This is a genomic window from Microbacterium sp. Root53, from assembly GCF_001426925.1.
GTDB lineage: Bacteria > Actinomycetota > Actinomycetes > Actinomycetales > Microbacteriaceae > Microbacterium.
The window spans coordinates 45190-67662 of sequence record NZ_LMFR01000023.1 but is presented as its reverse complement, the minus strand read 5'-3'; the positions used below and the strand labels follow the sequence as shown (position 1 = coordinate 67662).

Annotated in this window: 19 protein-coding genes and 3 tRNA genes; 7 read left to right on the top strand and 15 right to left on the bottom strand. The window is 71.5% G+C overall.

The genetic code is table 11. The features are described from left to right. The first annotated feature begins 91 nt into the window (after positions 1-91). The 3 genes from ASD19_RS11205 to ASD19_RS11195 are packed head-to-tail and all read left to right on the top strand — an operon-like array spanning position 92 to position 3677. A complete protein-coding gene (locus tag ASD19_RS11205) occupies positions 92-1543 on the top strand; it encodes a GntP family permease (protein ID WP_055992681.1) in 1452 nt (483 codons plus the stop codon). Continuing rightward, positions 1543-2769, top strand: a complete 1227-nt coding sequence (locus ASD19_RS11200; RefSeq protein ID WP_055992678.1) for a CaiB/BaiF CoA transferase family protein — start codon at positions 1543-1545, stop codon at positions 2767-2769. The genes ASD19_RS11205 and ASD19_RS11200 overlap by 1 nt, the downstream gene beginning before the upstream one ends. Then, positions 2766-3677 (top strand): hydroxymethylglutaryl-CoA lyase, encoded by a 912-nt coding sequence (locus ASD19_RS11195; RefSeq protein WP_055992675.1) that lies wholly within the window; start codon positions 2766-2768, stop codon positions 3675-3677. The genes ASD19_RS11200 and ASD19_RS11195 overlap by 4 nt, the downstream gene beginning before the upstream one ends. 50 nt (positions 3678-3727) lie before the next feature. Here ASD19_RS11195 and ASD19_RS11190 read toward each other — a convergent pair whose 3' ends face one another. From ASD19_RS11190 to ASD19_RS11155, 8 genes are all read right to left on the bottom strand, one after another. Beyond that, complete coding sequence (locus ASD19_RS11190) at positions 3728-4294, bottom strand: YceI family protein (protein ID WP_055992672.1); 567 nt, start codon at positions 4292-4294, stop codon at positions 3728-3730. Between the two features lie 123 nt (positions 4295-4417). Next, positions 4418-4491 (bottom strand) — tRNA-Met (locus ASD19_RS11185). Positions 4492-4516: 25 nt separating this feature from the next. Further along, positions 4517-4588: transfer RNA gene (locus ASD19_RS11180), tRNA-Thr, on the bottom strand. An 82-nt stretch (positions 4589-4670) separates the two neighbouring features. Then, entirely contained in the window at positions 4671-5921 is a 1251-nt protein-coding gene (locus ASD19_RS11175) for a M23 family metallopeptidase (protein ID WP_055992669.1), read from the bottom strand. 177 nt (positions 5922-6098) lie between these two features. After that, a complete protein-coding gene (locus ASD19_RS11170) occupies positions 6099-6890 on the bottom strand; it encodes an inositol monophosphatase family protein (RefSeq protein ID WP_055992666.1) in 792 nt (263 codons plus the stop codon). Between the two features lie 22 nt (positions 6891-6912). Further along, on the bottom strand, positions 6913-7938 hold the full coding sequence (locus ASD19_RS11165) for a hypothetical protein (protein WP_156377189.1): 1026 nt from the start codon (positions 7936-7938) through the stop codon (positions 6913-6915). Between the two features lie 167 nt (positions 7939-8105). Beyond that, positions 8106-8187, bottom strand: a tRNA-Tyr gene (locus tag ASD19_RS11160). A gap of 118 nt (positions 8188-8305) precedes the next feature. Further along, on the bottom strand, positions 8306-8797 hold the full coding sequence (locus ASD19_RS11155) for an FBP domain-containing protein (RefSeq protein WP_055992663.1): 492 nt from the start codon (positions 8795-8797) through the stop codon (positions 8306-8308). A 68-nt stretch (positions 8798-8865) separates the two neighbouring features. Here ASD19_RS11155 and ASD19_RS11150 point away from each other — a divergent pair, with 68 nt between their 5' ends. Next, positions 8866-9354 (top strand): YajQ family cyclic di-GMP-binding protein, encoded by a 489-nt coding sequence (locus ASD19_RS11150; RefSeq protein ID WP_055992660.1) that lies wholly within the window; start codon positions 8866-8868, stop codon positions 9352-9354. Positions 9355-9362: 8 nt separating this feature from the next. Beyond that, on the top strand, positions 9363-9986 hold the full coding sequence (locus ASD19_RS11145) for a GntR family transcriptional regulator (protein ID WP_055992657.1): 624 nt from the start codon (positions 9363-9365) through the stop codon (positions 9984-9986). Positions 9987-9998: 12 nt separating this feature from the next. On the opposite strand, the gene ASD19_RS11140 is transcribed toward ASD19_RS11145, so the two are convergent. From ASD19_RS11140 to ASD19_RS11115, 6 genes are all read right to left on the bottom strand, one after another. After that, entirely contained in the window at positions 9999-10994 is a 996-nt protein-coding gene (locus tag ASD19_RS11140) for an alpha/beta hydrolase (RefSeq protein WP_055992654.1), read from the bottom strand. A 27-nt stretch (positions 10995-11021) separates the two neighbouring features. Next, positions 11022-11810: a hypothetical protein gene (locus ASD19_RS11135; protein WP_055992651.1), complete on the bottom strand. Its 789-nt coding sequence runs from the start codon at positions 11808-11810 to the stop codon at positions 11022-11024. Continuing rightward, on the bottom strand, positions 11807-13690 hold the full coding sequence (locus ASD19_RS11130; protein ID WP_055992648.1) for a glycoside hydrolase family 13 protein: 1884 nt from the start codon (positions 13688-13690) through the stop codon (positions 11807-11809). Before ASD19_RS11130 ends, ASD19_RS11135 begins: the two co-directional genes overlap by 4 nt. Positions 13691-13767: 77 nt before the next feature. Then, entirely contained in the window at positions 13768-14730 is a 963-nt protein-coding gene (locus ASD19_RS11125) for a sugar ABC transporter permease (protein ID WP_082543157.1), read from the bottom strand. Position 14731: 1 nt separating this feature from the next. Then, positions 14732-16333, bottom strand: coding sequence for an ABC transporter permease subunit (locus tag ASD19_RS11120; protein ID WP_055992645.1), 1602 nt, complete (start codon positions 16331-16333; stop codon positions 14732-14734). A 91-nt stretch (positions 16334-16424) separates the two neighbouring features. Beyond that, positions 16425-17678: a sugar ABC transporter substrate-binding protein gene (locus ASD19_RS11115; RefSeq protein ID WP_055992642.1), complete on the bottom strand. Its 1254-nt coding sequence runs from the start codon at positions 17676-17678 to the stop codon at positions 16425-16427. A gap of 199 nt (positions 17679-17877) precedes the next feature. Between ASD19_RS11115 and ASD19_RS11110 the strand changes: the two genes are divergently transcribed. Next, positions 17878-19560, top strand: coding sequence for a glycoside hydrolase family 13 protein (locus ASD19_RS11110; RefSeq protein ID WP_055992639.1), 1683 nt, complete (start codon positions 17878-17880; stop codon positions 19558-19560). 23 nt (positions 19561-19583) lie between these two features. Next, the gene (locus ASD19_RS11105; protein WP_055992636.1) at positions 19584-20600 is read left to right on the top strand and encodes a LacI family DNA-binding transcriptional regulator; all 1017 of its coding nucleotides are present in this window, start codon (positions 19584-19586) and stop codon (positions 20598-20600) included. A gap of 27 nt (positions 20601-20627) precedes the next feature. Here the strand turns inward: ASD19_RS11105 and ASD19_RS11100 are convergent, their stop codons facing one another. Next, positions 20628-22415: a M23 family metallopeptidase gene (locus ASD19_RS11100; RefSeq protein ID WP_055992633.1), complete on the bottom strand. Its 1788-nt coding sequence runs from the start codon at positions 22413-22415 to the stop codon at positions 20628-20630. Between the last annotated feature and the right edge of the window lie 58 nt (positions 22416-22473).

Sequence of the window (22473 nt, the reverse complement as noted above, 5' to 3'; positions counted from 1 at the left end):
CTATGTCCGTTCGACGGGTTGCCCACATTGTGGGTTACGTCCTACAGTGTGGAATCACATCACCACCTCAGCTTCAAAGGAGAGGCTCGCCGTGAACGAGTGGTACACATTGGGAGTCGTCGGGCTCGTCATCGTCGCGGTCGTGTTCGCGATCGTGCGGTTCCGCATCAATCCGGTCATCGCCCTGGCCCTGGGCGCCGCCGCCATCGGCCTGCTCACCGGGCTCGGGCCGGCCGACACCGTCGCCACGATGACGCGCGGCTTCGGCGACGTGATGATGGAGGCGGGCCTGCTTATCGCGTGGGGCGTGCTGATCGGAGCGATGCTGAACGAGATGGGCGCCATCACCCGGCTCGTCGACGGACTCCTGCGGACATTCGGGAGGCGCGGCGTCCCGTATGCACTGGGCCTTTCGTTCGCGACCTACCTGCAGACGATCTTCATCGACGTGATGATCGTGATCGCCGCTCCCCTGGCCCGCCGCATCGCGCCCCGCCTGGGCCGCTATGGCACGGGGATCATGGGCGTCGCATTCGCGGTCGGCCTTGAGGCCGGGATCGTCCTGATGGTGCCCGGCTTCGCCGCCGTCGCACTCGCGGGTCTCCTGGGCGTGCCGCTCGGCGTCATGCTGATCGGCGGGTTCGCGGTCGTCGTGCCCACCGTGGCGCTCACCATCCTGCTCATGACGATCGGGTTCCGCCTCGGGTTCTGGACACCCGAGCGCGACGAGAAGGCCGTCGTCGAGGACGCAGTCCCGGACGCCTCGGCCGAACCCGCGCACGTGAAGGTCGACACCGCGTCCGCGCCGCGCATCGACACGACCCCCACGGGCACGGTGCGGACCGCGATCGGCGGCGTGCCGCACGGCCACACGCTCACAGCCGAGCGCACCCAGCGCGAGCGCCCCCTCATCCTGCTGTTCGCCCCCATGCTCGCCGCGCTGCTGCTCATCGCCGTCCAGGCCGTCCTGACGGTCATGGAAGTCGAGCTGGCGGCCATGCAGTTCCTCGGCAACCCCGTGATCGCGCTGCTGCTCGCCGTGATCGCCACGGGCGTGATCGGCCGGTCGGCGATCGGCACCAAGCGCATCGAGAAGTCGCTCGTCAAGGGCTTCCAGGACGGCGGCCAGATCTTCGTCCTCACGGGTGTGGGCGGGTCACTCGCGGCGGTGATCGCCGAAGGCGACCTGGGCAGCATCCTGCAGGGCTACTTCCAGGCCACCACGTTCGCCCCCATCCTCGTCGTCTGGGTCATGGCCGCGCTGCTGCACATCGCCGTCGGCTCGGTGACGCTCTCTGCCATCACCGCGGCGGGAGTCATCGCACCGGTCGCCTCGACGCTGGGGCTCAACCCGCTGCTCATCGCGCTCGCGGCCGGCGCCGGCGCACTGTTCTGCATCCACGTCACGTCGAACACGTTCTGGTTGCTGCAGTCGTTCCTGGGCCAGTCCGTGCGAGGCGCGCTCAAGACGGTGACCGTGGGTGTCTCGCTCGCCTCGGTGATCGCGCTTGCGATGACCCTTCTGCTGGCGGTGTTCATCTGATGCGACCGTTCCGACCGCTCCAGGGCGTCCGAGTGCTCGAACTGGGCAACTACATCGCGGCCCCCACGGCCGGACGGCTGCTCGCCGACTTCGGCGCCGACGTGATCAAGGTCGAGCGCCCTCGTACGGGCGACGAGTTGCGCCGGTGGCGGTTGCAGAGCGGTGACACGTCGATGCTCTACCGGACGATCAACCGCGGCAAGAGGTCCGTCGTGCTCGATCTGCGCGATGACGAGGGCCGCTCGATCGCACTGGACCTGATCCGGAACTCCGATGTGCTGCTCGAGAACTTCCGCCCCGGGACACTCGACCGCTGGGGCCTGTCCAGCGAGGTGTTGGAGCAGACGAACCCGGACTTGGTCGTGGCGCGCATCTCTGCGTTCGGACAGACCGGACCGCTGTCCAACCGCCCGGGCTTCGCGGCAGTCGCTGAGGCGTACGGCGGCTTCCGCGAGCTGGTCGGCGAGCCGGGACGCCCGCCGAGCCGTACGGGCGTCTCGATCGGGGACACGATCGCCGGCATCTACGCGGCATTCGGCGTGGTGATGTCGCTGTACGCGCGACTCCGGGATGCCGGACAGCTCGCCGAGACGCCGTTCGACGAGCGCGTGGTCGACGTCGCGCTCAACGAGGCGATGCTCTCGGTGACCGAGTCGCTCGTGCCCGAGTGGGAGGCGTACGGTATCCGCCGCGAACGCACCGGGGGCCGGATGCAGGGCATCGCCCCGTCGAACGCATACCTCTGCGCGGACGGGAAGAGCATCGTCGTGGCAGGCAACGGCGACTCAATCTATCAGCGCTACATGACGGCGATCGGCCGCGACGATCTCGCGAAGGATCCGGCGCTGCAGTCGAACGAGGGGCGCTGGGAGGCTCGCGATCTGCTCGACGACGCGATCGGCGGGTGGGCCGCGACGCTGCCCAGCGCGGAGGCGCTGCGCATCCTGGATGCGGCGGGCGTGCCGTCGGGCCCGATCTACACGGCCGAGGACGTCTGCACGGACGAGCAGTACGCGGCGCGCGACATGATCCAGCGGTTCGACGTCGACGACGGCGCTGGCGTGCGACCGGCCGTCGGGTTCCCGGGCATCGTGCCGGTCTTCGGCGGCCGCTCGCTGCCGATCTCGCACGTCGGCCCCGACCTGGGCCAGCACACGCGTGAGATCCTTGCCGAGCTCGGCTGGGACGACGCCAGGATCGACGCCTACGAGGAGGCACTCCGATGACGCTGCAGTACCGCGACGTGACGCTCCGCGACGGCTTGCAGCTGGCAGGCAAGCCTCTCCCCACGGAGCGCAAGGTCCGGCTCGTGCGCGAGCTGTTCGCGCTGGGCCTGGAGCACATCGAGGTCGGCTCCATGGCGCGGCCAGATCTCGTGCCGACGCTCGCCGACACCCTGGACGTCATCGCGGCGCTCACGCCGGAGGAGCGCGACCGCGTGTGGGTGTGGGTCGCGACACCGCGTCACGTCGAGAAGGCCGCGGCCGCCGGCGCGCGGCGCTTCCAGTACTGCTTCTCGGCGTCGGACAGCCACAACCAGGCGAACATCGGCCGCGACACCGAGACGTCGCTCGCCGCCATGCCCGACGCCATCGCGGCCGCGGCCGAGGTCGGCGGCAGCGTGCAGCTGTGCATCGCGACGTCGTTCACGTGCCCGTTCGAAGGCGAGGTGCCGATCGAGCGGTTCGCGGGCGTCCTGAACGACCCGCGCACCGCGGGGGCCGTGGACGTGGTGGTGTGCGACACGCTCGGTCAGGCCCACCCCGCGGAGGTGCGCGAGCGCGTCGCTCTGGCGGCACGCGAGCGCGCCGGGCTCGGGATCGTGTACCACGGGCACGACACGTGGGGCCTCGGCGTCGCGAACGCCGCCGCGGCCGCCGACGGCGGCGCGACGGTCGTGGACGGCGCCCTGGGCGGGCTGGGCGGGTGCCCGTTCGCCCCCGGCGCATCCGGCAACACGGCCACCGAGGATCTCGTGTTCGCGTTCCGTCCCGACTGGCTGACGACCGAGTCCTTCGGGACGCTCGTGCACCTGGGCGAGGAGATCACCGGACAACTGGACGAGCCCAACCGGTCGCGCTCGCGCTCGGGCGCGCGAAGCAGGGCGAAGGCGTTCCCCTGGGTGGTCGCCTGACGCCGCTCAGTCCGTGACCGGCGACGGCGGCGTACCAGCGGCGGGGCGCCTCAGCCCTCGATGGCCTCCTCGGCCTTGATGGCCGAGATCTCGAACTCGAGCGTGATCTTCTCGGAGACAAGCACGCCGCCCGTGTCGAGCGCGGCGTTCCACTCGAGGCCGAAGTCGCGGCGGTCCAGGCGGCGCGTGCCCTCGAAGCCCGCGCGGAGGTTGCCGAACGGGTCGCGCTCGATCCCCGTGAACGACAGCGGGATCGTGACCTGGCGCGTGATGTCGCGGATCGTGAGGTCGCCGATCACGTTGAGGGCGTTCTCGTCGACCTCGTCCTCGGCCGTGCTGCGGAACACGATCTCGGGGTACGTCTCGGCGTCGAAGAAGTCGGCGCTGCGCAGGTGCTCGTCGCGCTGGGCGCTGCGGGTGTCGATGCTGGCGACCTGGACGCGCACCTCGACCCAGGAGTTCTCGGGGTGGTCCACATCCACGTGGATCCTCCCGTCGACGTCGTTGAACGCACCGCGGACCTTGGTGACCATCGCGTGCCGGGCCGAGAAGCCGACGCGCGTGTGGTCGCGATCGAACAGCCAGTCGCCGTTCATGGAGGCATCGAGAGCAGTCATGGTTCTCCTCGGGTGAGAGTCCGTGCGGATCGTCAGCACGTCGCCCCAACGCCGCGAGGCCTCCCCGAGCGAGAACCCGCTCAAAACGAAAGAAGCGCCCCGCAGGGCGCTTCTTCTTCGCTGTAGCGGAGGCGGGACTCGAACCCGCGACCTCACGATTATGAGTCGTGCGCTCTCACCAACTGAGCTACTCCGCCGCGCAGACATCCGGCGGATGTCGAGAGCCCCGAGTCAGGATTGAACTGACGACCCCTTCCTTACCATGGAAGTGCTCTGCCACTGAGCTATCGGGGCGTGCTGCCCGCATCGGGGCAACCAGAAGAGGATATCACCCTCCGGGCCCGTCCTCGAAACCGAGTGCGCGCCCGCGCGAGTCTCACTCGCCGGCGACCCCCTCGACCGCATTCTCGGCGGCGTCCGCGGCCTCGCCGACGGTCTCCTCGACCTGGCCCTTCGGGTAGTGCGTGCCGGCGTGCTCCTTGAGCCACGGCATCGGGTCGATGGCCTGACCGCCCGGCAGACGCAGCTCGAAGTGCAGGTGCGCGCCGAACGAGCGGCCCGTGTTTCCGACGACGCCGAGGACGTCGCCGACCTCGACCTGCTGGCCGGGGACCACGTTGAGCGAGCCGTACTGCATGTGCGCGTAGTGGCTCGAGATGACCTGGCCGTCGATGACGTGGTCGATGTACACGTGCACGCCGTACGCGCCGCCGGCCTCCGTCGCGACGCGGACCGTGCCGTCTGCGATGGCCTGGATCGGGGCGCCGTTGCCGGGCGTGAAGTCGATGCCCTCGTGCAGGCGGCCCCAGCGCTGACCGAAGGCCGACGACATGCTCGTGCCGAGCACGATCGGCCACTGGATGTCGGCGGTCGGGTCGTTGACGTACACGGCGTTGGCCGTGTTGATGCCCGTCACGGCGGCGAGCTCGGCGAACGTCGCGGTCTCGTATCCGCTGGCGCGCTCGATCTGCGCGTTCTTCACCTCGGCGGGCGCGACGAAGGCCTGGATCTCCTCCTCGGCCGCCTCCTCGGCGCCGGATGCGCTGATCGAGGTGGTGGCCGCGGCGACATCCACGTCCGCTGCGAGCGCGGTGATCGGCGTGGTCATGCCCACGGCAAGCAGGCCGACGACGCCGAACGCGCTGATCGAGGCGGCGACGGTCGCCACGCGACGGAAGGCCGAGGGGCGGCGCGCGACGTGGTGGGCGCCGGTCCGGGGCTCGGACTCGGCGGCGAGGTCCGGCTCAGGGGACGCGACCGGCGTCTCACCCGTGAAGTTCAGGGCGCGCGCGGCCTCGATGAACAGGTCGACCGGGTCCTCCGGCAGCGGCTTCTCGGCGGCCGGCACCTCGGCGCGGGTCACCGTCTCGGCGATGGCCTCGGGCTCCGCCTTCTCGGCCGCCGCGGGCTCGGCCGGGACGTCCGCGTCGAAACGGATGTGCCGCACCGGCGCCTCGGGCGCGGGCACGGCAGGCAGGTCGGACTCAGGAGCGCGGCGGGCGCCGTCGGCGCCGAGGGCGCGCAGCTGGCGGCGCGTCAGCGGCGCCTGGGTTACGGGGCGCGCATCTGCGACGCGGCGAGAGCGGCGCGTGGGCGCGGGCTCAGCCGAGGGGACGTCGAAGGGCACAGAGGATCTTTCGGTAGGCGCCGCGAACGGGGAGGACGGCGCGCCTGCACGGGATGGGAACCGCTGCCCCGTCTCGGGTGACAGAGTAACGATTGGATAAACACTATCGGGTTCCGGCTGAAAACGCCACGTGGCGGGAACCCACCCAGCGGGCCTGTGGAGAGGCGGGCCGGCTGATCAGCCCAGGATGCGCACCCGCAGCTGCTCGTAGAGCTCCGGTCCGGCGACGATCGTCAGCGCCCGTCCGTGCTCGTCGGGCTCGAACCATCCGGTGCGTCCCCCGGCCTCGTCGACGAGCAGCCGGCCGGCGGCCAGGTCCCACGGCTGGAGCCCGCGCTCGAAGTACCCGTCAAGCCGACCGGCGGCCACGAAGGCGAGGTCGAGCGAGGCGGCGCCGATCCGACGGATGTCGCGCGCGAGCGGCATGACCCGCGACAGCACCTCGAGGTCGCCGGCGTGCGTGCTCTGGTCGTAGCCCAGGCCGGTCGCGATCAGCGCGCCCGCCGGGGTGTGCTCGGTCACGGCCAGGCGCTCCTCTCCCAGCCAGGCGCCCTCGCCCGCCGCCGCGCGGAAGGTCTCGCCGAGCGCGGGCGCGTGGACCACTCCGGCGAGGGCGCGCCACTCCCCCGGATGCACCGACCCCTCGACCGCCGCGATGCTCACGGCGTACGACGGCATGCCGAAGGCGTAGTTGACCGTGCCGTCGATCGGATCCACGATCCAGGTCACTCCGCTGGTCCCGCCCGCGTCGCCGGACTCCTCACCGAGGAACCCGTCCTCCGGGCGCGCCTGCGCGAGGCGGTCGCGGATGAGCGCCTCGACCTCGCGGTCCGCCTCGGTGACGATGTCGGCGATGGTCGACTTGCTCGCGGCGATCGACACCCCCTCGCCGCGCCGGCGCCGGGCGAGCTCGCCCGCCTCCGTCGCGATCTCGAGGGCGATGTCGTGCAGCTCGAGGGGCGTCGTCATGCCCCCACGCTATCGCCGCCGGTCAGCGCGGCGGCTGAACGGTCGGAGGCTGTTCGGGGTATCGGGGCGCCTGCGGCGGGAGCGGCGGCGCCGGCGGGGCCGCGTGCGAGCCGGGACCCGGCGCGGGCTGTCCCTGCGGGGCGGGAGCCGCCTGCGGCGGCGCGGCGTGCGGCGCCATGGGCGCCTGCGGCACCGACGGCACGCCCGTGTAGTACGCGTTCCAGTCCGGCGAGCCGTCGGGCAGCACGGGCAGCGGGGTGCGGCCGTCGGCGTAGGTCGGCCACTGAAGGACGGGCGCGGCCGGCGGGACGAATCCGGCGCCCGCGACGCCGTGCGGAGCGACGGGCCGGGGTCGCGGGGCGAACAGCGCATTCAGCAGCGGGATGAGCGTCGTTCCGACCGCGACCAGGATCGCCAGGGCGACGACGAACCGCCAGTACAGCTCCGGGTAGTCGAACGCATCGGGGAACGCCAGGTAGAACACGAGCAGCAGCACGAGGATCCCGAGCAGCGCCGAGGTCACGAGGGCGATCGCGCGCGTGAACGTGGTGACGTAGCGCGCGTGGGCGCGCCAGAACAGCCGCTGGTGCAGCAGCGCGAGCTGCAGGACGCCGATCGTGAGGATGAGGTGCCAGAGCCGCTCGACCGGCTCGTACGAGGCGTACCCGTACTCGTCGACATGCTCGGGCGACCAGATCTTGACCGCGCCGACCAGCAGGGCGATCACCCACGTCGCCATGCTGGCGATCACGAGCCAGCTGGGGCGGCGTGCCGCGAGGTTGGCGTCCAGCAGCGCGACGCCGGCGAACGCGGCCAGCAGCAGGATCGTCAGGAACGCTTTGCCGATCAGCCCGTTCTGGTCGCCGATCAGGACCCACACGACGCAGACCAGGGCGGCCGCGATGAGCGCGCCGATCGCGACCCAGATGGCGCCGCGGAGCATCAGCGGCATCTTCTCCTGAGCCGGCGCCGTTCCCTCCGGCGCCGTTCCCGGCGCCGGCTGCGGTGCCGGCCGGTCCTGCGGTGCGCCCGCGTGCGGAGTCGACATGGAGATCCCCTTCTCGCGCGCCCCCACGGCCCGCGCAGTCATCCTGGCACGCGGACCCTCTCCCGCACACCGGGCCTTTCGGAGGACACGTCGCGCGCGACCGCGGAAGCAGGCTCTCCCGGGAACGACGAAGGCCGACCCGTGCGGGTCGGCCTTCGTCCATCCGGTGGCAAGTGAGGGATTCGAACCCCCGAAGCATTACGCGGCTGATTTACAGTCAGCTCCCTTTGGCCGCTCGGGCAACTTGCCATGCGCACCCGACCGACTTTTCCAGACAACCGGAGGCGCAAGCGTCCATATTACCCGCACACGGCGCAGGGTCGAAATCGTGCCGTGCGACCGGGCGCGGCGGCCACCGGGGCGCCGATCAGGCCGCCGTCTCCAGGACGCGGGCCACGAACTCGCGCGTGCGGCGCTTGGTGCCGTCGATCTTCATGTCCACGCTGCCCCGGTACTCGTTCGGCGCGAGAGGCATGGCGAGGCGGACGTTCTCGTGGCACGACAGATCGGCGCACATATAGGTGCCGACGCTGTCGCCGTGCGCGCCCGCCGTGCCGGCCTCGCGGGCCGTGAACAGCGAGACCTGGTTGCCCGGCTGCATGGTGCGGCAGATGTTGCAGAAGGCCGACCGGGCGCGGGACGAGCCCTCGGCCGCGCGCAGCAGCACGCCGGTCGGGGTGCCGTCGACCTCCGCGACGATGTAGCCGCGGCCCCGCGAGCGGGGATCGCGCCAGGCGAGGAAGTCGAGGTGGTCCCATTCGGTCAGCACGAAGTCGTGCGGCAGGGCCATGAGGGCGACGTCCGCCGGATCGGCGTTGACGAACGAGCCGCGCAGCTCGGATTCGGTGAGCGGGCGCATACGACCTCCCCGATGTCGGATGGCTTTCGCCCAGCAGTCTACGAAGCGCGCGCAGTAGGCTGGCCCGCATGGCCGACAGCAGCTTCGACATCGTCAGCAAGGTTGACAAGCAGGAGGCGGACAACGCCCTCAACCAGGCCCGCAAGGAGGTCGAGCAGCGCTACGACTTCAAGGGGACCGGAGCCTCGATCGCGTGGAGCGGCGAGCAGATCCTGATCACCGCCAACAGCGAGGAGCGGGCCAAGGCCGTGCTCGACGTGTTCCAGTCCAAGCTCATCAAGCGGGGCATCTCGCTCAAGAGCCTCGACTCAGGCGAGCCGACCGCCAGCGGCAAGGAGTTCAAGCTCGTCTCCAGCCTCAAGGACGGCATCTCGCAGGAGAACGCCAAGAAGATCGGCAAGATCATCCGCGACGAGGGGCCCAAGGGCGTCAAGTCGCAGATCCAGGGCGACGAGCTGCGCGTCTCGAGCAAGAGCCGCGACGACCTGCAGGAGGTCATCCGCCTGCTCAAGGCGGCCGACCTCGACATCGACCTCCAGTTCATCAACTACCGCTGAGGATTCGGGTGGACGGGTTCGCACCGATCGACTCGGGCAAGCGTCTGCTGGCGGACGCCGTCTTCCAGCATCTGAGCCGCGCGATCATCGAGGGCCAGCTCGACCCCGGCGAGCGCATCCGCGACGCCGAGCTCGCCGAGCAGCTGCAGGTCTCGCGCATGCCCGTGCGGGAGGCGCTGCAGCGCCTCGAGCGCATCGGGCTCGTCGAGATGATGCCGAGCCGCTACACGCGGGTGACCGAGGTGACGGACGAGGTGGTGCGCCACTCCCTCGCGTACGCGGCGTACAAGCTCGGCAACGACATCCACATCGCGGCGACGCGACTCAAGGACGACGAGCGCACGCGCGCGCTCCAGCTGCTCGACGCCATGGCCGACGCGCTCGGCGACACCGAGACGTCGATCGCGGCGCGGATCGCCTTCTCGCGGTACATCGCGTCGACCCTGCCGCAGAGCGTCTACAGTCAGCACCTCGACGACCTCGACGTGGCCCTCGAGCGCAACCTCAACCACATCGGGCCCGTCCTGCCCGACGACGAGCTGCGAGAGAACTACGCGGCGCTGCGCGAAGCCCTCGTCGCGCGCGATCCGAACACGGCCGAGCGCCTCGTGCGCGCCCAGTTCGGCCGCTGAGCCCGGACGGACTCAGGAGCCGGCGGTCGCCGCCGCGAACGCCCGGGCCCAGCGGTCCAGGCGCGCGTACGCGTCGCGGCGCACCTCGGGCCGCGACAGGAACACGTCGTGCAGCGCGCCGTCGAGGCGCTCGACCGTGACGGACGACCCGAGCCGCAGCGCGGCGCGCGCGACGTCCTCGACGTAGAGCACGGTGTCGGAGCGGGTCAGGTCGTCGCTCCAGCGGACCGGCAGCGTGCTGCGCGCAGACAGCAGCACGCAGACGGGCGCGCGGACGCCGAGCCCGCGGGCCACCGCGTTATGGCCGCCGAGGATCGCGTCCATCCACCCGGCGTAGACCGGGAACCCGCCTGCGGGACGCCAGTCGGGGTCGATCGTGACCGGATCGTCAGGGTCCGCCGCCTCCTCCTGCGCGCGCGAGTAGAAGCCGTGATCCGTGATCCGGATCCTGTCGAGCGGGCGCAGTCGGGCACGCAGCTCGACCACCGGCGAGAGGGCGGTGCGCGCCACGGCGCTCAGCTGGAACTCCAGCCACGGGCTGTTGAGGATGAGCGCCGCCGCCGCGTCGGGATGGCGCCCGGCCCACAGGCTCAGCACGAGCCCGCCGGTCGAGTGGCCGAGCAGGATGAGCCGCCTGCCGACGCTGTCGCCGCGCGCGTCGAGCGCGGCCCGGATGTCCTCGTCGTACGTCGCGAGGTCCGTCACGTATCCGGGGGTCTGCCATTCGCGCAGGCTCCGCCCGTACTTGCGCAGATCGAGCGCGAAGAAGCGGGCGCCGCGGTCGGTCCAGAAGCGCGCGAGCCGACGCTGGAAGAAGTAGTCCGACCAGCCGTGCACGTACAGCACGTCCACGTCCTCGAGCAGCCGCGGCCGGCTCCAGAGCCGGCGCCGCGCGGGCAGGTGCCGGACCAGGGTGGCGACGACCTCGCCCTCCTCGTCCGCACCCAGCGGGAGGGTCCGCTGCTCGAACCCCTCGCCGAGGACGTCGGCGACCCACACATCGGACACGGGGTTCAGCCTACGAGCCCGCCGTCGTCACCAGCCCAGCCGGCGGGCGACGGCGTCGGCGGCCGCGCGGGGGAAACCGGGCCCGCCGTCGTCGAGCGCCTCGCGCGCGATTGCGAACAGCTCCCGCGCCGCGTCCTCAGCGGGAAGCGCGAGAGCGTCCGCGATGCGCGCCGCCCAGTCCGGGAAGTCCAGCTCGAACCGGCGCAGCGCGTCGATGCGGTCGCGCGCGTCGCTCGAGCGCTGCGGGAAACGCCCGCGGAGCGCGCGGGCCAGCGACTGCACCGCCCAGCCGCGGATGAACTGCCCGCCCACGAGCACCTCGCCCCGCCGCACGCGACCCACCCCGATCAACAGCTTCACGAGCACGAGGCGCGCCTCGTTGCCGACGTCGATGCGGTCGCCGGCCGCGGCATTCGCCCGGCCGCGCTCCACGAGCGCGGCCGTGGTGCCGTCCTCGTCGTCCACCGCGACGGTCGCCTCGTTCACGAGGGCGCCGACGAGCTCATCCGGCTCGGCGACCGCGAACTCCATGACGTGCCCGTCGTCGTACACCGCGACGAAGCCGATCTCGCCCTCGCGCGCGGTCAGGACGAGCGCGTCCTGGTCGGGCAGCCACGACAGGTCGGGCCGCACGGAGCGTCCCGCGCCCGGCCGCACGAGCGCGAAGAAGTCGTGATCCGACCACTCGTCGCGGCGCGCGACCGCCTCGTCAGAGGCCGAGCCGAGCAGCACCAGCCCGATGAGGTCGGGATGCGCGCGCACCGCCTCGGCGAGATCCGCGCTGCGGCGCTCGTAGCGGTCGTTCGCCGTGCTCACGCGGCACCGCCTTCCGGGACCGCGACGCCCGGGAGCGCCCAGGCCGCGAACGCCGGCCCGCCGGCGCGCACGACGCCGCCGTCGAGCTCGAGGTCGCCGTACAGCCGCTCGGCGCGCGCGAGCCCGGGCACGAGGGCCTCGTCCAGGGCGGCCTCGAACGATCCCGACGCAGCCACGACGAGGACGGTCTCCTCGGCCGACTCGCGTACGAACGCGAAGCCCTCGTCGCCGACGGCCAGGATGCGCAGGCCGCCCGTCCCGAGAACCGGGTGCGCGCGGCGCAGCGCGATGAGGTCGCGGTACAGCGCCAGTCGCTCGGCGGTGCCGGGGGCATCCTCGGTGCCCCACGGGATCGGGGTGCGCGCGATCTCGCCGTCCTCCCCCACCAGGCCGAACTCGTCGCCGGCGAACAGCACAGGGACACCCGGCAGCGTCATCGACAGGCCCACCGCGACCGGCACGACGTCGTCCGGCGCGTTCGTCGCGAACCGCGCGGTGTCGTGCGTGTCGAGCGCCTGCATGTTGCCGAGCCGGACGCGCCACGGGATGCCGGCCGTGAACCGCGTCATGGCGTCGACGAAGTCGCGAGCGCTGTAGCGCGGGATGCCGCCGATCGGCTGGCCGAAGAACCACGGCTCGGTGCGCTCGACGCCCTGCGCGTCGAGGTACGGCGCCCCGGTCGGCCGGCACAGCCAGCCCCACAGCGGGCGGGTGAACGCCGGGTACGTCATCGCCCCGTGCCATCCGTCGCCCTGCAGGTCGCTCGCGGCGTCGTTCGTGGACTCGCCCAGGAGCACCGCGTCGGGGTTGATCTCGAGCATGGTCTCGCGCAGCAGCTGCCGCACCTCGGCGTTCAGGTCGACGTCGCCGAGGCGGCCGGTCATGTTGGCCACGTCGATGCGCCATCCGTCGATCCCGAACGGCGGCTTGAGCCAGCGCGCGACGACCGAGTCGCCGTCCGTGATGAAGCGCTGGCGCAGCTCGATCGACGACCAGTCGAACTTCGGCAGGGTCGGCGTGCCGAGCCACGACTCGTACTCGGTGTTGCCCTCGTCGCGGAAGTAGTAGAACCGCTCGGAGTGGGCGCCCGGGTTGCCCAGCGCGTCCTGGAACCACTCGTGCCGATCGCCCGAGTGATTGCTCGTGAGGTCGCCGATCACCCGCATGCCGCGCGCGTGCGCGGCCTCGATCAGGCGGACGTACGCCTCGTCCCCGCCGAGCAGCGGGTCGACGCGCTCGAAGCTCGCGGCGTCGTAGCGGTGGTTCGACGCGGCCGGGAAGACCGGGGTGAGGTAGATCAGATCGACGCCCAGCCGCTCGAGGTGGTCGAGGTGCTCGACGATGCCGTCGAGGTCGCCGCCGTAGAACTGCTGGCTGCGGCCCGGCATCACGGGGTCGACGGGCTCGTCCCACGCCGCCGCGATCGCCCACTCGGGCGTCTCGCGCTCGTCGGCCGCGGCCGAGCGGGCGAACCGGTCCGGGAAGATCTGGTACATCACGGCGTCGTTGAGCCACGCCGGCGGGGCGGGGTACGCGACCAGCGCGAAGTCCTCGGCGTCGAGCGTCTCGATCCGGTGCAGACCGGTCTGGTTCAGCCACTCGACCGTGCCGTCCTCGTGCACGAGCAGCCAGCGATACCCGTGACGGCGGTTGCCCACCGTGACGGGCGCCTCCCACCACGTCCATCCGTCGGCCTCGCCGATCACCTCGGCGTCGGTCCACTCGGGCTCGTGGTCGGGGTTCGAGCGCGTGCGCACCGCGCGCAGCGGCCCGTAGCCCTCGGGCACGCGCAGACGGACGCGCACCACCTCGCCCAGCTCCGGGGCGGAGTTCGACACGTAGAGCGGCGAGCCGTCGTGGTGCGGCAGGAGGAGCGACATGCGGGGCCTTTCCGGGCGCGCGGGACGCGCCGAAGTGAAGCGGGCGGAGTCTCGGGAGGGTCGGGCGGGCGCGGCGGTCACTTCACCGAGCCGGCCGTGAGGCCGCCCACGATGAAGCGCTGCAGCGCCAGGAACAGCGCCACGGGGATGATGGCCGCGAGCACGGCACCGGCGGCGAACACGCTCCAGTTCCGCGAGGTCTCCTGCGAGATGAACTGATACAGGCCCACCGCGAGCGTCTGCTTCTCGGGGTCGACGAGGATGACCGACGCGATCACGAACTCGCTCATGGTGCCGAGGAACGACAGCAGGCCGACGACCGCCAGGATCGGCGCGACCAGTCGCAGGATGATCGTGAAGAAGATGCGCGCGTGCCCCGCTCCGTCCAGCTTCGCGGCCTCGTCGATCGACGCCGGCACGGTGTTGAAGAAGCCGTACATGAGGTAGGTGTTCACGCCGAGCGCGCCGCCGAGGTAGATCATGATCAGGCCGATCTGGCTGTTCAGGCCGAAGCCCGGGAAGATCTCGTCGATGGCCGACATGAGCAGGAAGATCGCGACCATCGCCAGCAGCTGCGGGAACATCTGCACCAGCAGCAGCGTGATCAGGCCGAACCGGCGCCCGGTGAAGCGCATGCGCGAGAACGCATACGCGGCGAGCGCGCCGAGCAGCACCGTGCCCGCGGCGGACACGAGCCCGATGACCAGCGTGTTGAGGAACCATGCGGCGTACGGCTGCTGCGGCCGGTTGAACAGCTCGACGTAGCTGCCGAGGCTGAGGTTCGAGAACAGCGCGTTCGCCGTCACGAGCGTGCCGCCCGGGTTGAGCGACGCCGACAGCACGTACAGCAGCGGGAACGCCGCGAACACGAGCATCGCCAGACCGATGATGTGGCGCCATCCGGTCTGCCTGAACCACACCTTGAACGGACGCTTGGGGTGCGGCGCGCCGCCCTCGTCGACCGTGGTCAGCAGGCGGGTGGCGTCGCCGCCGGCGGGAGCGCTCTGCGCGAGGTCGCGCGTGATCGAGATGTCGGCCATGTCAGTTCAGCTCCTCGAGCGTCTTGGTGCGGCGGAACGCGATGACCGAGATGGTCGCGACCAGGACGAAGATGATGATCGAGAACGCGCTCGCGAGCCCGTAGTCGCGGTTGGCGCCCACGAACGCGACCTTGTAGACCATCGAGATCAGGATGTCCGTGCTGCCCACGTTGATGCCGGCGGCCACGTCGCGCGGCCCGCCGCCCGTGAGCATGTAGATCAGGTTGAAGTTGTTGAAGTTGAACGCGAACGACGAGATCAGCAGCGGCGCGACCGAGACGAGCAGCAGCGGCAGCTTGATCATCCGGAACGCCTGGAACGGCGTCGCGCCGTCCATCTGCGCGGCCTCCGTCAGCTCGTCCGGGATCGACTGAAGCGCGCCGGTCGTCACGAGGAACATGTAGGGGAAGCCGAGCCACAGGTTCACGATGATGATGCTGAGCTTGGCCAGCCACTCGTTGGTGAGCCACGGCACGTCGGCGCCGCCGAGCAGCACCGTGTTCACGAAGCCGAACTCCTGGTTCAGCATGCCCGCCCACACCAGCGCGGACAGGAAGCCCGGGAAGGCGTACGGCAGGATCATGATCACGCGGTAGTACTTCTTGCTCTTCATGCGCGGATCGTTGAACACGATCGCCAGGAACAGGCCGAGCAGGAAGGTCGTCGCGACCGAGAGGAACGCGAAGACGAAGGTCCACACCGTCACGCCGAGGAACGGGCCGCGGATCGATTCGTCGCTGAACGCGCGCACGAAGTTGTCGACGCCGACGTTGATGCGCCATCCCGGCAGCAGCTCCGTGCCGTCCTCCGCCACGAACGCGCCCGTGCCGCGGTCGCTGTACACGGCCCCGGTCTGCGAGTCGGTCATGGTCTCGGCGGCGTCGTCGTAGACGTAGCGCGAGACGTAGGAGAACGCGGTCAGGCCGTCCTGCGTGCGCAGCGTGCCGTCGTTGGGGTCGTCGCTGAGCGGCACCGCGAGCGACGTGATGTCTCCCTGGCGGGCCAGCAGGCCCTGGAAGTCGAGGGACGTGTACCCGGGGGCCGCGACGGCCTTGCCGCCGTCGAACTCGGCGTCGGGCACCTCCTCCAGCGGCCGCTCGGCGCCGCCGAGCATCGCCTCGCCGTCCGGCGTCGTGACGAGGAAGGACAGCTCGCCCGCGAAGCCCTCGACGACCGTGAGCGGGTAGGAGGGCGAGTCGGGCACCCGATCCTGGTTCTGCAGCAGGATCGCCTCGACCGCGTCCTCCTTGGTGCTGTTGTGCCCCGTGCCGTAGTTCGTGAAGGCGACGTAGCCCGAGTAGAGCACCACGAAGATCTGGAAGACCAGCAGGAAGATCAGGCCCGGGATGAGGTACTTCGCCGGAAGGCTGCCGCGCCGGAAGTAGACGACGTTGATGAGGATCGTCGCCAGCACGACGATCGTGCCGACCACGACGTCGCCGCTCGCGAACAGCACGAGGGCCGCGTACACGGCGATCGCGTCGATGATGCCGAGCGCGATGATCTTGAACAGCACGAGCTTCCAGCCGCCGCTCGCCGCTTCGGCGATGCGGGCGGCGCGGCGGGAATCGCGCTCGCGGGTGGCGAGAGGGGCCGAGGTCATGCGGGTCTCCTGTGCCGAGGGATGGGGTGTGGCGGACGGATGGCGGGGCCCGTGGAGGCCCCACCATCCGGTCGATGCGCGCTGCGGCGGATCAGCCCGCGACGGCTGCGGCGATGTCGTCGGACATCTTCTTCCACAGCTCGGCCGGGTCGCCCTCGCCCTTGATGATGGCCGTCTCGGTGACGCCCCAGAACTCCCACACGGCACCCATCTCGGGGATGCTCGGCATGGGCACGGCCGCCGCACCCACCTGGCCGAAGCCCGCGACGATCGGGTCGTCGGCCACGGCGGCCTCGAACGCCGCCGTCAGCGCCGGAGCGCGTCCGCCGACCTCGTAGAGGGCCGTCTGGACCTCCTCGGAGCCCACGTAGTTCGTGAGGAAGTTGGTCGCCGCGACGACGTTCTCGCTCTTCGCGCTCAGGAAGAAGCCCTGCACGCCCACGAAGGGCTGCGCCGGGTTCGGGCCCGGAGCCGGGATCGGGTCGACCGCGACGTCGATGCCGGCCTCCTGCGCCGACGGGACGTTCCACGGGCCCGTGACGTAGAACGGGGCCTTGCCCGCGTTGAACGCCTCGCGGGCCAGGTCGCCGTCGAGGTTCGGGTTGAACACGCCGGCGGCGCCCTGCTCGGCGAGCCACTGGGCGAACTGCGTGCCGCCCTCGTTGCCGATCTGCAGGTCGTCGGCGTTGTAGGTGCCATCGGCGTTGGTGCCGAAGACGGGGGCGCCGAACGAGGTCTGGAACGGGTACATGTGGTACGGGTCGCCCGCGGCCGGGTCGAGGCCCACGAGCACCTTGTACTCGGTGCCGGCGGCCTCGGCCATCTGCACCATCTCGTCGAACGAGCCGGGCGCCTCGGGCGCGAGCTCGGTGTTGCGGATCAGGGCGATGTTCTCGATCGAGTACGGCACGCCGTAGACCTTGCCGTCGTACGTCCACGCGTCGGTGGCGACCTTCTCGAACTCCTCGGCCTTGTCGCCGAGCTCGATCGGGGCGACCACGCCGTTGGTGACGAGCGTGCCGAGCCAGTCGTGCGCGCCCACGGCGATGTCCGGGCCCTTGCCGGTGGGGACCTGCGACACGAACTGGTCGCGGATCTCGCCGAAGTCCTTCTGCACGAGCTCGACCTTGACGCCGGTCTCGGCCTCGAAGTCGGCCGCGGGGTCCGCGAGGACGCCGGCGCGGTCGGCGTCGACCCAGACGGTCAGCGTCGAGGTGGCTCCCCCGCCGTCCGCGGGAGCCGAGGTCTCGCCGCCCTGCGGCGCCGCCGACGAGCAGCCGGCGAGACCGAGCGTCGTCGCGACCGCGAAAGCCGCGATGGCGCGGCCCCTGCTGTTCACCTTCATTGGTGTGTGCCCTTCCTTTTCGCCCCGGCAGCCCTGCCAGGTTTCTGCAAGCGGTTACAGGGTTGCATGCCGTGGGGCGATCCGCAAACCACCGGATCTGCGCAATCGGCCGTTCGATACGGATTCGTGATGCACACCTGGGCGAACCTGAACTGCAAGCGTTTCCATACACCGGGAGTTTCCCGTAGAGTCCGATTCCATGACTTCCGTGGAACTCAGCGTCGAGTCGGCGCCGGCCGCCCAGGCCTCCCCCCGCGAGTGGTGGCGCACCGCCGCGATCTACCAGATCTATCCCCGCTCCTTCGCCGACGCGAACGGCGACGGGATCGGCGACCTGCCGGGCATCACGTCGCGCCTGGACGCGCTGCGCGACCTCGGCGTGGACGCCATCTGGCTCTCGCCCTTCATGACCTCGCCGCAGAAGGACGCCGGCTACGACGTCGCCGACTACTGCGACGTCGACCCGCTGTTCGGCACCCTCGCCGACTTCGACGCGATGCTCGCGGCGGCCCACGAGCGCGGCATCCGCGTGATCGTGGACCTCGTCCCCAACCACTCGTCCGACCAGCACGCGTGGTTCCAGGCCGCGCTGGCGGCGGCGCCCGGCAGCCCCGAGCGCGCGCGGTACATGTTCCGCGACGGCCAGGGCGAGGACGGCGAGCTGCCCCCGAACAACTGGCAGTCCGTGTTCGGCGGCCCCGCGTGGACCCGCATCACGGAGGCGGACGGCCGGCCGGGCCAGTGGTACCTCCACCTGTTCGACTCGTCGCAGCCCGACTTCGACTGGGCGAACCCCGAGGTCCAGGAGGAGTTCCGTCGCATCCTGCGCTTCTGGCTCGACCGCGGCGTCGACGGGTTCCGCGTCGACGTGGCCCACGGCCTCGTCAAGCACGACGAGCTGCCCGACTACATGCCGCCGGAGGACTCGGACTCCATGGGCGGTCAGGAGCCCGTGCCCTACTGGGGCCAGGAGGGCGTGCACGAGATCTACCGCGACTGGCACCGCCTGCTCGAGGAGTACCCGGGCGACCGGGCGCTGTGCGCCGAGGCGTGGATGCCGACGGCCGAGGAGACGGCCCTCTGGGTCCGCCCCGACGAGATGCACCAGGCGTTCAACTTCCCGTACCTGATGGCGGAGTGGGACGCCGAGCAGCTGCACGAGGTGATCGACGTGTCGTTCGAGGCATTCGGCGGCGTCGGCGCCCCCACCACCTGGGTGCTCTCGAACCACGACGTGATCCGCCACGCGTCGCGCCTTGCGCTCGGCGCCGAGCACCCGCAGGGTCACGGCATCGGCCCGCTCTCGAAGGGCAAGCCGGACCCCGTGGTGGGTCTGCGCCGCGCCCGCGCCGCGACCACGCTCATGCTGGCGCTGCCCGGATCCGCGTACCTGTACCAGGGCGAGGAGCTGGGCCTGCCCGAGGTCATCGACCTCCCCGACGACGCCCGCCAGGATCCGACCTGGTTCCGCACCAAGGGCGAGCGCTACGGGCGCGACGGCTGCCGAGTGCCGATCCCGTGGGAGGCCGACGCCCCCGCGTACGGCTTCAACGCGACGGGCGCGTCGTGGCTGCCGCAGCCGGCCGAGTGGCACGGCCTCGCGCGCGACGCCCAGGACGCGGACCCGGCGTCGACCCTCAACCTGTACCGCGCGCTGCTGCGCCTGCGTCGCGAGCACGGCGTCGCGGCGGCCGAGTTCTCCTGGATCGAGGACGCCCCGGCCGACACCGTCGCGTTCCGCAGCGGGCCCGTCACGGTGATCGCGAACCTCGGCGCCGAGCCGGTCGCCCTGCCCGCGGGAGCCCGCGTGCTGGTGTCGAGCGCGCCCCTCGAGGGCGACGCCGTGCCGACGGACACCGCCGTCTGGCTCGCGAACGACTGATCCGGAACGGGAGGGCGCGGGACATGAGCATCGCCGAGGTGGCACGGCTGGCCGGGGTCTCCACGGCGACCGTGTCGCGCGCCCTCTCCGGCCGCGGGCACGTGTCGGCCGCGGCGCGCGAACGCGTGGTCGCGGCGGCGCGCGAGCTCGGATACGTGGTCTCGCAGGCCGCGTCGAGCCTGGCCAGCGGCCGGACCCGCAACGTCGGGATCGTGCTGCCGTTCCTGAACCGCTGGTACTTCACGACCGTGCTCGAGGGCGCCCAGCAGCGCCTGATGCGCTCGGGCTACGACGTCACGCTCTACAACCTCGCGGGCGACGGCGACGAGCGGCGCACGGTGTTCGAGCACTTCCTGCTGCGCCAGCGGGTCGACGCCGTGATCGCGGTTTCGCTCGAGCTCACCGAGCCCGAGGTGACGCGCCTGCACACGCTGGGCAAGCCCCTCGTCGGCGTCGGCGGGCCCATCCCGGGCGTGCGCACGCTCGCGATCGACGACGTCGCCGTGGCGCGGCTCGCGACCGAGCACCTGATCGGCCTGGATCACCGCCGCATCGGGCTGATCGGCGGCGACCGCGCGTCCGATGCCGACTTCCACCTGCCCACCAAGCGCCGCCATGGCTGGGAGTCCGCACTGCACGAGGCCGGGCTCGACGCCTCCCCGCGCCTGATCGCGAACGCGGACTTCACCGTGCAGGGCGGCTACCGTGCCGCCAAGCAGCTCCTGGGGGCTCCGCTCCGCGACCGTCCCACCGCGATCTTCGCGGCGTCGGACGAGATGGCGTTCGGAGCGATGCTCGCCGCGCGCGACCTGGGGCTCAGCGTGCCTCACGACGTGTCGATCGTCGGGGTCGACGACCACGACCAGTCCGAGTTCTTCGGCCTCACGACCATCGCGCAGTTCCCGCGGGAGCAGGGCGCGCTGGCGGTCGACATCCTGATGGCGCAGCTCGAGCCGGGCGAGGACGACGCGGTCGCCTCGGACCTGCCCCTCCCCTTCGAGCTCCGCGTGCGCGACTCGACGGCCCGCCCGCGCGACTGACCGGGCGGCACGTCAGAGGCGAGGGGCTCAGCGCTCCACCGGCAGCCACTGCATCGGGTCGACGATCTGACCGTCCACGCGCACCTCGATGTGGAGGTGGTTCGCCGTGGAGTTTCCGGTCGAGCCCATGTAGCCGATGATCTGGCCCGCCACCACGCGCTGCCCGGCGCGCACCGGGGGCGTGTTGATCATGTGCGCCGAGCGTGTCTCGACGGGCTTGCCGTCGACGACGTGCCGGACGGTGACGAGGTTGCCGTAGCCGCCGGACCATCCGGTGAAGGACACCACCCCGTCCGCCACCGCGTGGATCGGCGACCACGCGGGCTGAAGCAGGTCGGCGCCGTTGTGCGTCTCGGTGATGGTGCGGCTGAGCCGGTACTCCCCCGCCAGGGGGAACACGACCGACGACTTGGGCACGGAGGTGGGCTGCGGGAGCGAGGAGGGGGCCGGCGGGGGCGCGGGCAGCGCGAGCCGCCACGTGCCGACGCCCACGTCCACGATCGACGGCCCGGCGGCGAGGGTGCCGGATCCGGATGCGGCGCGCACCCCCGTCACGACCGTGCGGCGCTCGTCCGGGTACAGCGGCGCGAGGGACCCGGCCGCCGGGCGCCGCGACACGTACTGGAGGACCTGTAGCGATCCGTCGGCCGAGTGCGTCGCGGTCAGCGCTCCGCCGTAGAGCGCGAGCTCGCTGCCGTCGCCGGCGCTCTCGAGCGCTTCGAGGGAGCTCACCGGGTGGAGCGTGACGACCCACGCGCCGGTCGACGAGATCCGGATGGAGCGCGCGTCGCCCCCGGCCGGGTCGCCCCACAGCGCCGTGCGGGCTCCGGCCACGCCCCCGACGATCCGCTGGGCGGTGCCGTCGGCCGCCACGACGTCGACCGTCAGGCGCGTGTCCGCCGACGCGATCGTGACGAGTCCTCGGCGCGCCGACGACGGCAGCGCGATCGTGCGGTTCCCGGATCCGATCGTGGTGGTGGCGCCGAACGCGCCGTACGTGCCGTCGGCCCACGACACCACGTTGGCCGCGGGGCGCGATCCGCGCCGCACGCCGAGCGTGTCGGCGCCGTCGCCGTTCCAGTCGCCCACGAGCGTGGCGTCGCCCGGGCGGCCGTACGTGAGCACGCGGTCCGCCTCGCCGCCAGTGAAGTCGTCCTTCACGAAGTACCGCGCCTCGCGGCGCACCGCCAGGGTGTCGACGCGGTCGCCGTTCCAGTCGCCGACGTAGACGACGTCCTCGGCCTTGCCGTACGGCACGCGGATGTCGGCCTCGCCGCCCGCGAGAACGTTGCGCAGGTAGAACACGTTGCCGCGCCGCACGCCGAGCGTGTCCCGCCCGTCGCCGTCCCAGTCGCCGACCAGCACCTGGTCGTCGGCCCGGCCGTAGCGGATCACCGCGCTCGCGTCGCCGCCCGTCAGCTCGTCGTTGAAGTAGTAGGTGTTGCCGCGCCGGACCGCGAGCGTGTCACGGCCGTCGCCGTTCCAGTCGCCGACCAGCGTCACGTCCGCGGGGCGCCCGTAGATGAAGCTGTGCGCGGGGGCCTCCACGCCGTGGCGGTCGGCGAGCAGGTAGAAGCTGCCGCGCCGCACGCCGATCGTGTCGACCCGGTCCCCGTTCCAGTCGCCGACGACGGCGCCGTCGCCGGGCAGTCCGTAGTCGTAGACCTGGTTGGCGGTGCCGCTCCAGCCGTCGTTGAGGAAGTAGTCGTCGCCATAGCCGCCGATCTCGGGGCCGGCTGCGGAGGCCGGGGCGGGGGCGAGGAGGGCGGCGACGACCGCGATCGCGGCGGCCGTCGTCGGGAGCAGGACGCGCATGGTCGACAGCCTAGGGGTGCGGAGGGGCGCGGCCGGGACCGGCTGCTCACAGGGCGCC

Coding starts and splice junctions, on each gene's coding strand:
- ASD19_RS11150 (WP_055992660.1), top strand. CDS start 8,866: ATGGCCGACAGCAGCTTCGACATCGTCAGCAAGGTTGACAAGCAGGAG.
- ASD19_RS11190 (WP_055992672.1), bottom strand. CDS start 4,294: ATGACTGCTCTCGATGCCTCCATGAACGGCGACTGGCTGTTCGATCGC.
- ASD19_RS11170 (WP_055992666.1), bottom strand. CDS start 6,890: ATGACGACGCCCCTCGAGCTGCACGACATCGCCCTCGAGATCGCGACG.
- ASD19_RS11110 (WP_055992639.1), top strand. CDS start 17,878: ATGACTTCCGTGGAACTCAGCGTCGAGTCGGCGCCGGCCGCCCAGGCC.
- ASD19_RS11195 (WP_055992675.1), top strand. CDS start 2,766: ATGACGCTGCAGTACCGCGACGTGACGCTCCGCGACGGCTTGCAGCTG.
- ASD19_RS11165 (WP_156377189.1), bottom strand. CDS start 7,938: ATGTCGACTCCGCACGCGGGCGCACCGCAGGACCGGCCGGCACCGCAG.
- ASD19_RS11100 (WP_055992633.1), bottom strand. CDS start 22,415: ATGCGCGTCCTGCTCCCGACGACGGCCGCCGCGATCGCGGTCGTCGCC.
- ASD19_RS11115 (WP_055992642.1), bottom strand. CDS start 17,678: ATGAAGGTGAACAGCAGGGGCCGCGCCATCGCGGCTTTCGCGGTCGCG.
- ASD19_RS11200 (WP_055992678.1), top strand. CDS start 1,543: ATGCGACCGTTCCGACCGCTCCAGGGCGTCCGAGTGCTCGAACTGGGC.
- ASD19_RS11105 (WP_055992636.1), top strand. CDS start 19,584: ATGAGCATCGCCGAGGTGGCACGGCTGGCCGGGGTCTCCACGGCGACC.
- ASD19_RS11130 (WP_055992648.1), bottom strand. CDS start 13,690: ATGTCGCTCCTCCTGCCGCACCACGACGGCTCGCCGCTCTACGTGTCG.
- ASD19_RS11155 (WP_055992663.1), bottom strand. CDS start 8,797: ATGCGCCCGCTCACCGAATCCGAGCTGCGCGGCTCGTTCGTCAACGCC.
- ASD19_RS11120 (WP_055992645.1), bottom strand. CDS start 16,333: ATGACCTCGGCCCCTCTCGCCACCCGCGAGCGCGATTCCCGCCGCGCC.
- ASD19_RS11125 (WP_082543157.1), bottom strand. CDS start 14,730: ATGGCCGACATCTCGATCACGCGCGACCTCGCGCAGAGCGCTCCCGCC.